The organism is Campylobacter concisus (assembly GCF_003048615.2).
Lineage (GTDB): Bacteria > Campylobacterota > Campylobacteria > Campylobacterales > Campylobacteraceae > Campylobacter_A > Campylobacter_A concisus_C.
Genome location: NZ_CP049263.1, coordinates 1,828,713 through 1,842,161 on the forward strand (window position 1 = coordinate 1,828,713; position 13,449 = coordinate 1,842,161).

Annotated in this window: 14 protein-coding genes; all 14 read left to right on the forward strand. The window is 42.9% G+C overall.

Annotation, left to right across the window (positions count from 1 at the left end; all coding sequences use genetic code 11):
• Positions 1 to 40 precede the first annotated feature (40 nt).
• From CVS89_RS09075 to nuoN, 14 genes are read left to right on the forward strand one after another with little or no spacing between them, the layout of a single operon-like run.
• Positions 41 to 430, forward strand: coding sequence for an NAD(P)H-quinone oxidoreductase subunit 3 (locus tag CVS89_RS09075; protein WP_012001119.1), 390 nt, complete (start codon positions 41 to 43; stop codon positions 428 to 430).
• Positions 412 to 924, forward strand: a complete 513-nt coding sequence (locus CVS89_RS09080; RefSeq protein ID WP_012001120.1) for a NuoB/complex I 20 kDa subunit family protein — start codon at positions 412 to 414, stop codon at positions 922 to 924. The genes CVS89_RS09075 and CVS89_RS09080 overlap by 19 nt, the downstream gene beginning before the upstream one ends.
• Complete coding sequence (locus tag CVS89_RS09085) at positions 921 to 1,685, forward strand: NADH-quinone oxidoreductase subunit C (RefSeq protein WP_107847942.1); 765 nt, start codon at positions 921 to 923, stop codon at positions 1,683 to 1,685. The genes CVS89_RS09080 and CVS89_RS09085 overlap by 4 nt, the downstream gene beginning before the upstream one ends.
• Positions 1,682 to 2,911: an NADH dehydrogenase (quinone) subunit D gene (nuoD, locus tag CVS89_RS09090; RefSeq protein ID WP_107847943.1), complete on the forward strand. Its 1,230-nt coding sequence runs from the start codon at positions 1,682 to 1,684 to the stop codon at positions 2,909 to 2,911. Before CVS89_RS09085 ends, nuoD begins: the two co-directional genes overlap by 4 nt.
• Positions 2,908 to 3,138: an NADH-ubiquinone oxidoreductase subunit E family protein gene (locus tag CVS89_RS09095; protein WP_004317978.1), complete on the forward strand. Its 231-nt coding sequence runs from the start codon at positions 2,908 to 2,910 to the stop codon at positions 3,136 to 3,138. The genes nuoD and CVS89_RS09095 overlap by 4 nt, the downstream gene beginning before the upstream one ends.
• On the forward strand, positions 3,135 to 3,845 hold the full coding sequence (locus CVS89_RS09100) for a hypothetical protein (RefSeq protein ID WP_107847944.1): 711 nt from the start codon (positions 3,135 to 3,137) through the stop codon (positions 3,843 to 3,845). Before CVS89_RS09095 ends, CVS89_RS09100 begins: the two co-directional genes overlap by 4 nt.
• Positions 3,842 to 6,142 carry an NADH-quinone oxidoreductase subunit G gene (locus tag CVS89_RS09105; protein ID WP_107847945.1) on the forward strand — a complete coding sequence of 767 codons (2,301 nt, stop codon included), beginning with the start codon at positions 3,842 to 3,844 and terminating at the stop codon, positions 6,140 to 6,142. The genes CVS89_RS09100 and CVS89_RS09105 overlap by 4 nt, the downstream gene beginning before the upstream one ends.
• Positions 6,135 to 7,130, forward strand: a complete 996-nt coding sequence (gene nuoH, locus CVS89_RS09110; RefSeq protein WP_004318044.1) for an NADH-quinone oxidoreductase subunit NuoH — start codon at positions 6,135 to 6,137, stop codon at positions 7,128 to 7,130. The genes CVS89_RS09105 and nuoH overlap by 8 nt, the downstream gene beginning before the upstream one ends.
• A gap of 8 nt (positions 7,131 to 7,138) precedes the next feature.
• A complete protein-coding gene (nuoI, locus tag CVS89_RS09115) occupies positions 7,139 to 7,777 on the forward strand; it encodes an NADH-quinone oxidoreductase subunit NuoI (protein WP_107847946.1) in 639 nt (212 codons plus the stop codon).
• Entirely contained in the window at positions 7,770 to 8,306 is a 537-nt protein-coding gene (locus CVS89_RS09120) for an NADH-quinone oxidoreductase subunit J (RefSeq protein WP_103594769.1), read from the forward strand. The genes nuoI and CVS89_RS09120 overlap by 8 nt, the downstream gene beginning before the upstream one ends.
• On the forward strand, positions 8,303 to 8,605 hold the full coding sequence (nuoK, locus tag CVS89_RS09125; RefSeq protein ID WP_004317991.1) for an NADH-quinone oxidoreductase subunit NuoK: 303 nt from the start codon (positions 8,303 to 8,305) through the stop codon (positions 8,603 to 8,605). The genes CVS89_RS09120 and nuoK overlap by 4 nt, the downstream gene beginning before the upstream one ends.
• 3 nt (positions 8,606 to 8,608) lie before the next feature.
• On the forward strand, positions 8,609 to 10,447 hold the full coding sequence (gene nuoL, locus CVS89_RS09130; RefSeq protein ID WP_107847947.1) for an NADH-quinone oxidoreductase subunit L: 1,839 nt from the start codon (positions 8,609 to 8,611) through the stop codon (positions 10,445 to 10,447).
• A complete protein-coding gene (locus tag CVS89_RS09135; RefSeq protein ID WP_107847948.1) occupies positions 10,447 to 11,958 on the forward strand; it encodes an NADH-quinone oxidoreductase subunit M in 1,512 nt (503 codons plus the stop codon). Before nuoL ends, CVS89_RS09135 begins: the two co-directional genes overlap by 1 nt.
• Positions 11,955 to 13,445: an NADH-quinone oxidoreductase subunit NuoN gene (gene nuoN, locus CVS89_RS09140; RefSeq protein ID WP_107847949.1), complete on the forward strand. Its 1,491-nt coding sequence runs from the start codon at positions 11,955 to 11,957 to the stop codon at positions 13,443 to 13,445. The genes CVS89_RS09135 and nuoN overlap by 4 nt, the downstream gene beginning before the upstream one ends.
• Positions 13,446 to 13,449 lie beyond the last annotated feature (4 nt).

Below are 13,449 nucleotides of genomic sequence, written 5' to 3' on the forward strand. Positions count from 1 at the left end.
TAAATTTAGTAGAATTTTCAAAAATTAAAAAAGGCGAAGTATGTCACACTCAGAGCTTGACAGCACCTATCTTGGCGCTTTTATCATACTTTTGTTAGCTACTTGTTCGTTTAGCTTGATAACATTTTTATCTTCAAAGATAAGCAAAAAGCTAGCCAACCGCAACACCGAGCGCCTAAAAGTTGGCTTTTACGAGTGCGGACCGACAACCGTAAAACAGCCAAATAAGATAAATATCCACTACTTTTTTTATGGAATTTTATTTATTTTATTTGACGTTGAGGTCATTTTTATGTATCCGTGGGCGGTGGATTTTAGGCTGCTTGGGCTATTTGGGCTAATAGAAATGCTGCTTTTTGTGGCGATCTTACTCATCGGCTTTGCCTACGCTTGGCAAAAAGGAGTCTTTAAATGGCAAAGCATCAGATAAACTACGCTGCAAATGGCGGTCTGCCAGTAGTTTTAACAACCGTTGATAAGCTCGTGCAGTGGGGCAGGAGCAACTCGCTTTGGGCGCTTAGCTACGGGCTTGCATGCTGTGCGATCGAGATGATGGCGAGTGGCGCTAGCAGATATGACTTTGATAGATTTGGTACTATATTTCGCGCTAGTCCAAGGCACTCAGAGGTGATGATCATAGCTGGCACGCTAACTAAAAAGCACGCTGAATTTACAAGGCGTTTGTATGACCAGATGCCTGAGCCAAAGTGGGTCATCTCGATGGGTAGCTGCGCAAACACTGGCGGTATGTTTAACACCTATTCAACCGTTCAAGGCGTAGACCGCATAATCCCAGTCGATATCTACATCCCAGGCTGTGCCCCGCGCCCAGAGACACTTCAGTATGCACTTATGATGCTACAAAAAAAGATAAGAAAACAAAGTGCATTTAGGGCGCAAAAGCCAAGAAAGCTTGAGATATGAGAGAGTATAAGCCAAAAAACGACCTGCAAAAAAAGCAGTACTACAGCGAGAAATTTTATATCGCCAAACAGACGCCAAAAGAAGCAGTAAGTGGCTCTAAATTTGACGAAGAGCTGGCTGTTTTAGAGCAAAGCGGAGTGCAAATTTTATCTAGCTACGTGGAGTTTGACCAACTTGTTCTCTACGTAAATTCAAGTGAAAATTTTAAAGCGCTTGAAGCGTTAAAAGGCTTTGGCTACGAGCAGCTTTGTGAGCTTGCAGCAATTGATTATATAGCGCAAAAAGGTGGATATGAGGTCTTTTATCAGCTTTTAAGTGTTAGCAAAAATAGGCGCGCACGAGTAAAGTGCTTTGTCAAAAAGGATGAAATGCTAAAAAGCGTCTGCGAGCTTTATAAAAGCGCAAACTGGGCGGAGCGTGAGATGTATGATCTAAGCGGTGTTTTAATCAAAGATCATCCAAATTTAAAGCGCCTCATCATGCCTGATGACTGGAACTCGCACCCACTACTAAAAAGCTATCCGCTAGTTGGCGACGAGGCTGCTAAATGGTACGAGGTAGATAAAATTTTTGGGCGTGAATTTAGAGAGCAGATCGGCGAAGAGAACCGCGACCCAGCCTTTGTCGATGAGAAAGATACCTTTGGATTTTCAAGAGTGTTTGACGAAAATGAAGACTACGAGTATCAAGAAGAAGGCGGCGTGAGATTTGTCAAAAAGGCTAAATTTAACCAAAGCCAGATAGTAAAGGAAAGACCTTGAGCCAGGCACCAAACCGCTTAAAACCATTTTTTGAAAATTTAGAATTTGAGCAAAATGACGGCAAGATGATACTAAATTTTGGCCCGCAGCACCCAAGCGCACACGGACAGCTAAAGCTTGTGCTTGAGCTTGACGGAGAAAAGGTCGTGCGCGCTATGCCAGAGGTTGGCTTTATGCACCGAGGCGTTGAAAAGATGGCTGAAAATATGACCTATCAGGAATTTATCCCAGTAACTGACAGGGTGGATTACATAGCATCGAGTGCCAATAACTACGCATTTTGCGCGGCCGTGGAGAAGCTTTGCGCCATAGAAGTGCCTCGCCGTGCGCAGATCATTAGAGTGATGCTTTTGGAGCTAAACCGTATCAGCTCGCACCTTTTATTTTTAGCCACGCACGCCCTTGACGTGGGGGCTATGAGTGTCTTTTTATATGCATTTAGAGAGCGCGAATACGTCCTTGATCTCATAGAAAAATACTGTGGCGCAAGGCTAACTCATAGCTCGATAAAGATCGGTGGCGTGCCGCTTGATCTACCTGATGGCTGGTGCGAGGAGCTGCTTAAATTTTGCGAGAAATTTCCAAGCGACATCACTCTTTACGAAGATCTGCTAAGTGAAAATAGAATTTGGCAAGCAAGGCTTGTTGATGTGGGCGTAGTTAGCAAAGAGTTAGCCCTTAGTAGCGGCTGCTCTGGCGTCATGCTAAGAGCAAGTGGCATCGTGCGCGACATCAGAAAAGAAGAGCCATATCTCATCTACGACGAGCTAGAATTTGACGTGCCTTACGCCACCAAGGGCGACTGCTACGCGAGATATCTGCTTTATATGAAAGAGATGCGCGAGTGCGTGAAAATTTTAAAGCAGTGCGTTAGCAAGTATCAGACAAGTAGCCCCGCCATCATCTCCGACGCGCCAGAGTATGTGAGCGCTTCAAAAGAGCAGATAATGAGCCAAAACTACTCATTAATGCAGCATTTTGTGCTGATAACTCAGGGGCTAAAGCCACCAAAGGGCGAAATTTACTTTGCTAGTGAGTCGCCAAAGGGCGAGCTTGGAATTTATATAAACTCAGACGGTAGCGCAAGCCCATATCGCCTAAAAATTCGCACACCAAGCTTTTGGCACTGCGCAATTTATGAAGATATGCTAGTTGGGCAGTATGTGGCAGATGTGGCTGCGATAATTGGCAGCACAAATATCATCTTAGGCGAGGTTGATAGATGAGAAGGGTCGATCTTAGGCATCTAAAGGGCGAGTTTTTAAGCGCTCTTGGACAGCAGATAAAGGCTAGCGAGCCAGACGAAGTTGTGATATTTTTGTTTGAGATAGGTGATTACAGCGGTGTAACAAAGGCCGTAAATTTGGCTTATAACCTAAACTGCGAGGTAATGAACTCGCTTAAATTTAACCAAGTTGATTGGGCATTAACGATAAAAAAGGGCAAGATATGAAATTTAATGATCTAGTAGCAGGCAAGAGCCTAAGTATCGCAAATTTACTAAGTTTGAGCGACAAAAATTTAGCAAAAAAGATAAAAGAGCACGAGTTTAAATACATCTCATGCTTTGAAGATAATGAGCTTGGCAGTAAAAATTTGATCCGCTGCGAGATAGGATCGATAAGCTATGTCTTAGCGCTTCTTTGTAAGTATGCAAATTTGGTGCAAAATGAGTTTTTTGACGAGCTTGATGATGGGCTGATAAGTGGTGAGTGCAACGTGGGCGAGGAGGAGTTTGAGGAGCTTGGCGAGTGGATAAAGGACGTTAAAAACGTGATCATAGATGACTCTTTTTTTACTCATCCAGACAAAGATGCGATCTTTTGGCTGCTTGAAATTTTAGGCAAAAATGTCGTCTTAGCAGGCGGCGAAGTGAGAGAATTTACAGCAGGCGGCGAAGTTGGCGAGCTAAGAGAGCTTGACAATTTTGACGGAGCGGTCATCTATCTAAACAAAAACGCAAGTGACGAGATCGTGGGCGGCGTGCAGTTTGGTATCGTGGCAAAGGCAAAGGATGGCGAAATTTTAAATTTAAAAGCAAAAGACTTTAGCGTGAGGGCTAAATTTAGGCTTGATCCAGCGCTAAAAGGCACGGTCGCCGTGCTTGGCGCAAAAGAGTTTGATGGATATGTATTTAAACAAGTAGTAGTTAGCAAATGAAAATCACCATAAACGATCAAATTTTAGAGGCAAACGAGGGCGAGAGCATCCTAAACATCGCAAGGGCAAATGGCATCTACATCCCTGCGCTTTGCTACCTTAGCGGCTGTTCGCCAACGCTTGCTTGCAGGCTTTGCATGGTCGAGGCAAACAGCAAAGTGGTCTATAGCTGCAACGCCAAAGCCAAAGAGGATATGCAAATTTACACAAATACGCCAGAGATCGCTGCTGAGCGAAATGCGATCATGCAGACCTACTGCGTCAATCACCCCCTTCAATGCGGTGTTTGCGACAAAAGCGGCGAGTGCGAGCTACAAAATTTGACAACGCATTTACGCGTAAATGATCAAAAATTTGCCATTACTGACACGCATAAACCGCACAAAAAATGGGGGCTCATAAACTACGACCCAGCCCTTTGCGTGGTCTGCGAGAGGTGCGTGACGGTTTGCAAAGATAAGATCGGCGAAAGCGCGCTAAAAACGGTGCCAAGGGGCGTTGAAGTGCCAAAAGAGCTAAAAGAGAGCATGCCAAAAGATGCCTACGCCGTCTTTAGCAAGATGCAAAAGAGCTTAATTGCCCCAAGCGTTGGCGAAAGCTTGGACTGCTCATTTTGTGGCGAGTGCATCAGCGTCTGCCCTGTTGGTGCGCTTGTAAGCTCAAATTTTCAGTATAGCTCAAACATCTGGGAGCTAAGCCGTGTCCCAGCGGCAAATCCGCACCAAAGCGACTGCGAGCTCATTTTTTATGACGTAAAAGAGAAAAGCACTAGCGATAGAAGCAAGCAAATTTACCGCGTTAGCAACGACTTTCACTTTGGCGAGATCAGCGGTGCGGCAAGGTTTGCCTACGACTTTCACAACGAAAATGCCCGCAAAAATGAGACGAAATTTAATGAGCTAGTCTTAAATTTTAAAAACGGCAACATAAAAAATATAAAATTTAATAGCTTCATAACAAACGAAGAGGCGCTTATTTTGGAGCGCTTGAGAGAGAAATTTGATCTAAATTTACTAAACGATGAGGCTTTTAAATTTCAAAATTTCTTAAATATTTTTAGCGAATTTAGCGGTCTTAGCTCATATAACGCAGACTATGAGAGCCTAAAAAATAGCGACTTTGTGATCACGGCTGGTAGCTTCTTGCGCCATGAGAGCCCAATTACAAGCTATAAGCTAAATAACGCCCTTAAGATGAATAAAGCTAGTGGAATTTACTTTCATCACATCGCTGATGAGGTGGTGAAGAAATTTTCAAAGAATTTTGCCTGTGTGAGCTATGAGGCTGGCAAATTGGAGCAAATTTTACTCTTTGTGCTTAAAAACTGGGGTGAGAATTTACCAGCAGCGCTTCAGGCTAGACTTGAAAAATTTGAAGAGAGCTTTGGCTTGGAGGTAGCTACTCTTAGCGAGGGTAAGGCTAAATTTACGCTCATTTTAGGTAGCGACTTTTACGTTCATGAAAATGCAAATTTACTTGCAGCCCTTGCTGGAGTGATCGCAAGAACTACACCGTTTCGTGTGATGCTGATACCACCTCGAACTAACTCGCTTGGCGTAGCTAAAATTTGCACGCTTTCACGCGAGAAAAAGCCCAGCAAGACGCTAGGATACAACGAAATGGGCGAGTTTAAATTTAGCATCTTTGAGGGCGATCTTGACGCTGGTGCACTAAATCAGCAAGAGGGCACATTTACAAGCATAAATAATGAAGTAGTGCCGACAAATGCGGCTTTAGCTCATAACGGCTACTTCTTAAACGATATCGCAAATGCGCTTGGACTGGTGGCTAAAAATACGATTGATTACACAGCGAAGCTACCAAAAGAGAAGGGCTACAGGGGCGTTAAATTTGATGATTTAGAAAATTTTTACGCAAATGACGGCACAAGCCACAGAGGCTACAAGCTTGAAATTTCAAATTTCACGCCAAAAGAGGACATAGAGCCACTTTTTAAAGAGCAAAGTGAGCTAAATTTAAAAGAAGACGAAGCGCTTATAAGCCTTGCAAATCCTATAAATCTGCCATCATTTTTTGCAAACTATGCTAGCCAGACAGCTAAACGCGCGAAACTTTACGCAAGTAGCGAGTTTATGGCTAAATTTGAAATTTCACAAAACGAAGCTGTCATTTTAGAAAAAAATGGGCAAAAGCTTGCCATTTGCGTGGAGCTTGATAGCGAGCTAGGAGGCGTGGCGGCCTATCTTGGCGACTACGATGATAAGCTTGATGTAAGCGCCATTTTTGAGAGCAAGAGTTTTGCTAGCGTAAAAATAATAAAGGCAGAGAATGAGTGAAATGCTATTTTTTGTTATAACAACTATTGTTAAAGCAGTCGTCATCTTGGCCGTCATGGCTAGCCTTGCAGGGCTTGCGACCTACGCCGAGAGAAAGGTGCTTGCCTATATGCAGCGCCGCGTGGGGCCTGATATGGTGGGACCTGCTGGCGTGCTTCAGATCGTGGCTGACATGATAAAGCTCTTTACAAAAGAGGATATCGTCCCAGCAAATGCAAATAAATTTATCTTTCTAATAGCCCCTCTAATCTCTGCTATCGCGGCATTTGCAGCGCTTGCGCCTGTGCCATTTTTGCCTGAGTTTGAGGTTTTTGGGCATACGATTAGACCGATACTTGCAGATATAAACGTAGGCGTTTTATATATCGCTGGCGTGGCAGCAGTTTGCGTCTTTTCGCCACTTGCAGCAGGTCTTGCAAGCTACAATAAATTTGCACTAATTAGCGCCGCTCGTGCGGTCGTGGCGCTTCTTAGCTTCGAAGTGGTCGCTGGCATGGCACTTTTAAGCGTTGTCATGGTGACTAGCTCGCTCTCGTTAGTTGATATAAACAACTACCAAAAAGGCATCTTTAACTGGCTCATATTTAAGCAGCCCCTTGCCTTCGTGCTTTTCGTGATGGCAAGCTTTGTGGAGTGCAACAGAACGCCATTTTGCCTAACAGAAAACGAGACCGAGATCGTAGCAGGATATGGCACTGAGTATAGCGGCATGAGATGGGCGATGTTTTTTATCGGCGAATACACCAACATGATCGCAGCAAGCATCATCATCACGCTCCTATTTTTGGGCGGTTTTAATGAGTTTTTATTTATCCCAGGTGCTTTGATGATCATTTTAAAATCAAGCCTAGTCTTTTTCTTTTTCCTTTGGACGAGGGCGTCGTGGCCGCATCTAAGGGTCGATCAGCTTAGCATGCTTTGCTGGAAAATTTTACTTCCGCTTGGCATCTTAAATGTCGTAATCACCGGCTTTGCACTACTTATCTAAGGCGTAAAATGAGCGAGAAAAGATATATTTTGATAGACGAAAAGATAGAGCCAAAAGGGGCATTTGATAAATTTAAGCACTTCATCGCCGCTACTTTTAAGCTTGATCTTTTGGTGGGGCTAAAGATCACGCTAAAGCAGATGCTCTTTAGCAAGTTGCACACTCTAAAATACCCTATGCAAAAGATGGAGCTAAACGCCAGATATAGGGGGATTCATAGGCTTTTAAAATTTGTTGAAAGCGAAAATGAGCGCTGCATAGGCTGTGGGCTATGCGAGAAAATTTGTGTTAGTAACTGCATCTCGATGAAAACTTCTCTTGGCGAGGATGGCCGCAAAAAGGTCGCAAGCTACACGATAAATTTAAGTAGGTGCGTCTATTGCGGATTTTGCGCTGATGTCTGCCCTGAGCTTGCTATCGTCTGCGGGCAAGAGTACGAGGTCGCAAGTGAAAATAAAATCCTCTTTGGCACAAAGGCTGAGTTTTTGACGGATAATAAATTTTTAAAAGATCAAGCTGAGTTTGAGGGCTATGGTGCACTACCTAAAAATGCTGATAGCCTAGTGAAAAAGACGCCAAATGCGCTTACAAATGAAGATAAGGCAGAAACGATGGATATAAATTTAAAAGGGTCAAGCGATGTATGAGAGCTTTGCATTTTATCTTTTTAGCGCCCTTATATTAGTTAGTTTTTCTTTTAGCGTGCTTTGCAAAAACGCCCTAAATGCGGTCTCTGCGCTAGCTGCTGGCATGGTTTTTATATCAGCTATATTTTTCTTGCTTGGGGCTGAGTTTTTAGGAGTGGTGCAAATCGTCGTCTATACAGGCGCAGTGGTCGTTTTATACGCATTTGCGATGATGTTTTTTGACACCAGCAAGGAGTGCGAGCCAAAAAGTGGCAAAAAAGCAAAGGTCATCATCTATCTTCTAAGCAGCTTCATAGCGCTTCTTTTGATATTTATCTTTTTAGCGCCGATCTATAGTGCTAAGCAAGAGGTGGTAAATTCTACTCTCGCTAATCTTGGCAACATCGAAGCGGTTGGAATTTTACTCTTTAGCAAGTATCTGCTTGCCTTTGAGATGTGCGCTATCATGCTACTTGTGGCGATGGTGGCTGGCATTATCTTGATACACAAAGACCTAGACGCGCAAAGCAAATTTGAGGAGATGCTATGATAGGCCTTACTCATTACCTCATCCTAGCAAGCCTAGTCTTTGTCATAGGGCTAGTTGGCATAATGAGAAGAAGAAATTTGATAATGCTATTTTTCTCAAGCGAAATTTTACTAAACTCAGCAAATATCGCGCTTGCAGCCATATCAAAATACTACTTTGACCTAACTGGGCAGATAATAGCATTTTTTATAGTAGCCATCGCCGCTAGCGAGGTTGCCGTGGGACTAGGTCTGCTCGTGCTTTGGTATAAAAAGACTGGCAGCATCAGTTTAGATTCGATGACAAATATGAAAGGCTAAGAGATGATTTTATTTTGTATTTCGCTATTTTTCCCGCTTCTTAGCTTCATCATAGCTGGCATCTTTTCACATAGCAGCAAGAATTTATTTATCGGTCTTTTTTGCTCGCTTCTCATGATCGTTAGCGCCACAGCTTCACTCATGCTAACGGCTAGTCTTAGCGTAGATGAGCCACTAAATTTAACCCTAAAAGAGTTTATAAGCTTAGGCTCGCTTGATCTTAGCTTTAGCTTCTACCTTGACGCGATCAGCCTTGTGATGCTTAGCACCGTGGGCGTGGTCGCTAGCATCGTACATATCTACTCCATTGGCTACATGAGAGATGACGCGAGTTTTAACCGCTTTTTTAGCTACCTTGGGCTCTTTGTCTTTTGCATGAACGTCCTTGTATCAAGCGATAACTTCATAGGGCTATTTATCGGCTGGGAGGGCGTTGGGCTTTGCTCTTGGCTGCTCATTGGCTTTTGGTATAAAAGGCCTAGCGCAAACATCGCTGCAAACGAGGCTTTCGTGATGAACAGAGTGGCTGACCTTGCCATGCTTGTTGGCATCTTTTATATATTTTATAGCTTTGGCTCGCTTAAATTTAGCGAGGTTTTTAGCGCTAGAAGCGACCTTTCAGGGCTAAATTTAGGCATCATCGCCACACTTCTTTTCATAGGCGCCATGGGCAAAAGCGCGCAGTTTCCATTTCACACTTGGCTTGCAAACGCCATGGAGGGCCCAACGCCAGTTTCAGCCCTCATCCACGCTGCGACCATGGTAACAGCTGGCGTCTATCTAGTCATACGCGCAAATTTCATCTTTGCAAACGTGCCCGAAGTCTCGCACTTTATCGCCTGCCTTGGTGCATTTGTGGCGATATTTGCCGCAAGCATCGCGCTAGTGCATAACGACCTTAAAAAGATAGTCGCTTACTCGACGCTTTCACAGCTTGGATATATGTTTGTAGCTGCTGGACTTGGGGCGTATAAGATCGCACTTTTTCACCTTGTCACGCACGCATTTTTCAAGTCACTTCTCTTTTTATGCGCTGGCAACGTTATGCACGCGATGAATGATGAGCTAAATATCAAAAAAATGGGCGGACTTTATAAATTTATGAAGCCAACCGCGTTACTTTCTATCATCGCAAGCTGCGCATTGGCTGGTTTTTATCCATTTGCTGGTTTTTTTTCAAAAGATAAAATTTTAGAGGTCGCCTTTAGCGAAGATCAAATTTTGTGGCTCGTCTTGCTCTTTGGCGCGGTGCTTACGGCATTTTATAGCTTTAGACTTGTCATGCTAGTCTTTTTTGCAAGGCCAAAGAGTGAGGAGCACGCACATGAAGCCAAAAACTACATGCTTGTTGGTATGAGTGTGCTTGGTGTTCTCTCAGTCATCAGCGGCTTTTTCTGGAGTAACTTTAGCGAGTTTTTGGGTGCTAGCCTTGGGGATTTTAAGCTAAATTTATCTCACAGCAGTGAAATTTTCTTACTCGTTTTAACGCTTACTTTAGTGCTTGCAAGCGCTGGCTTTGCTGTGTTTGCTTATAAAAAAGAAATTTTTAAAGAGAGCATTTGCGAAAGTAAAATTTACAAAATTTTGCAAAATGCCTACTTTATACCAAAATTTTATGAGAAATTTTTTATAAATGGCTACGCTTTAATCTCTAAAATTTGTAAGAAATTTGATGAGATGATAGTTGATAGAAGTGTTGATTTTGTCGCACTTTTGGTTACTAAATTTGCATATCTTGCAAACAAAATACAAAGTGGCGATCTAAGCGTCATGCTTAGGTTTATGGTCGCAGGATTTGCCTTGCTTTTAAGCTTTATATTTTTATTAAACGGAGCCAAATAATGCTAAGTGTCATCATATTTTTCCCAGCCATAAGCGCAATACTTGGCTTTTTGATAGAAAATAAAAGCATCAAATTTTATGGAGCAAGCATCGCTTTAATCGAGCTTTTGCTAGCCATTTTTATCTGCGTAAATGTCGATTTTCAGGGTTATGACTTTGTTTTAACGCATCAAGTCTCGCTCATACCAAGCCTAAATATCAGCTACTTTGTCGGCATTGACACCATCTCACTTGTGCTTATAGTCCTTAGCGCATTTATGAGCTTCATCTCTATCGCCGCACTTAGTGATGATGGAAATTTAAAGCACCTGGTTATTAGCGTGCTATTTTTAGAGAGCACGATGATGGGCGTCTTTAGCGCGCTTGATATGATCTTGTTTTACAGCTTTTGGGAGCTTAGTCTCATACCGCTGCTTTACATCATCGGCGCATTTGGCAGTAAAAATAGAATTTACGCTGCGATTAAATTTTTTATCTACACATTTTTAGGCTCTGTTTTTATGCTAGTGGCGATCATCTTTATCGGCTATTTGTGCTACCAAAAAAGCGGCGTCTTTAGCTTTAACCTGCTTGATTGGTACAAGCTTGGTATAGGAGAAAATGCTCAAATTTGGCTATTTTTAGCATTTTTCTTCGCTTTTGGCGTGAAAACTCCGCTGTTTCCATTTCACACGTGGCTACCTTACGCGCACGGACAGGCTCCGACTATCGGCTCAGTGCTACTTGCTAGCGTGCTTTTAAAGATGGGTACTTACGGCTTTGTGAGATTTTCACTACCACTTTTTCCAGATGCGAGCCTGCTTTTAAGCGGCTTTGTCTGCGTCATAGCCATCATCATGATCATTTACGCAGCCCTCGTTGCCTACGTGCAAAGCGACATGAAGCAAGTGATCGCTTATAGCTCCATTTCACACATGGGTGTCATCATGCTTGGCATTTTTTCACTAAATTTAATAGGTCTTGGCGGCTCGATATTTTTAATGATAAGCCACGGTATCGTAAGTGGCGCTTTGTTCTTGCTAGTTGGCGTCATCTATGAGAGGGCTCACACCAAAGAAATTTGCGAATTTGGCGGCCTTGCTAAGGTGATGCCAAAGTATGCGCTTGTGTTTTTTATAGCAACTCTTGCAAGCATCGGTTTGCCGCTAACCATTGGCTTTGTAGGCGAGTTTTTAAGCCTGCTTGGCGTCTTTAAGCTAAACAAGCTCTTTGCGCTACTTGGTGGCTTTAGTATCATCGTGGGCGCTGTTTATATGCTCGTACTTTATAAAAGGGTCTTTTTTGGCGAGTGCAAAGAGAAAAATTTAAGCCTAAAAGATCTAAATTTTAAAGAGTTAGCCGCTCTTGTGCCACTTTGTTTGCTTATCATCGCCCTTGGTATCGCACCAAATTTGATACTAAAACCACTTGAGCCAAGCGTGCAAAATATCATAAGCAAAATGCAAACTAGAGCTGTAAATAACGGCACAAAGGATAAAATTTCATCTTTAAATGGCGGGAGCAAACTATGAACGAAATAGCCTTTTTAGACCTAAACGAGATCTCGCTACAATCACTCTCGCCGATGCTTAGCATGATGGTTTTTGCACTTTTTATCCTCATAGTTGGAGCGATAAAAAAGGATCTCTCAAGAAATTTTTACTGCGTATTTTGCATCATCGCTATATTTGTAAATTTAGGCATTACGCTTGATTTTAACGGGCTTAGCCTAAGCTTTTGGGATATGCTCTTGGTAGATGGAATTTCTATCATCTCGCAGATCATCATCCTAATCGCCTCAGCCCTTTTCATCCCTCTTGCACTTAGCACAAAAGAGTATTTTGAGTATAAAATTTACGAGTACTACGCGCTATTTTTATTTATGATCGCTGGATTTTTGTTTATGGTGAGCTCAAACAACCTACTCATCATCTTTTTAGGGCTTGAGATCAGCTCGCTTTGCCTCTACACCCTAATCGCCCTTCATAACAAGACAAAAAGCGTCGAGGCTGCCATCAAATACTTCGCAATGGGCTCGCTCTCAGCTGGCTTTTTTGCGATGGCGATAGCGATGTTTTATCTAGCAACAAACTCAATAGACATCGCTCGTATCGGCGTTGTCATAAAAGATCTTAGCCTAAATCAAAATTTAATAATCCTTCTTGGCTGCGTTTTCATTGCTTCAGCCATTGGCTTTAAGCTCTCGCTCATACCATTTCACACATGGATACCAGACGTTTATGAGGGCTCAAATGCCCCGCTAGCTGGATATATGTCTATCGTGCCAAAGGTTGCGGGCTTTATCGTTGCGTTAAGAATTTTTGCGATGCTTGAGGGCTCTGGAATTTCATGGATAAAAGATATGCTCTACATCATCGCCGTGCTTACGATGAGCCTTGCAAACATCATGGCGCTAGTGCAAAAAGACGTTAAAAGGATGCTCGCTTTTAGCTCGATAGCTCACGCTGGTGTCGTGCTTTGCGCACTGGTGGCAAATTCTCACGAGGCAAATGTCGCCTTGTTTTTCTACTGGATCATGTTTTTGTTTGCAAATTTGGGCGCATTTTCTATGCTTTGGGTCGCAAGGTGCGACGACGTCGTCTGCTGGGACAAACGCTTTAAACATCCGTATGAGAAATTTTCAGGGCTTATTAAAATTTTGCCAAGTTACGCCGTGATAATGGGAATTTTCATGATCGCCCTTGCTGGCATACCGCCTTTTAGTGTATTTTGGGGCAAGATGGTGCTTATCTCATCGCTCATAAAGTCTGATTACATCGTGCTTAGCCTCATCATCATGATAAACTCTGCGATTGCTATTTATTACTACCTAAAGCTCATCGTCTTTATGTTTTTAAAAGAGCCTATCGTAAAAGATAAAAATATCTACATCTCAAACGTCTCGATGGCGCTAAAAGTGATCGTTGGAGTTGCCGTTGCTGGCACGGTCTTTGCCTTTTTATTTTCTGGAGCGATTTTGGAATTTATTGAGCATTTTGTCTTTGCTTCAGGATTTTAGAAAA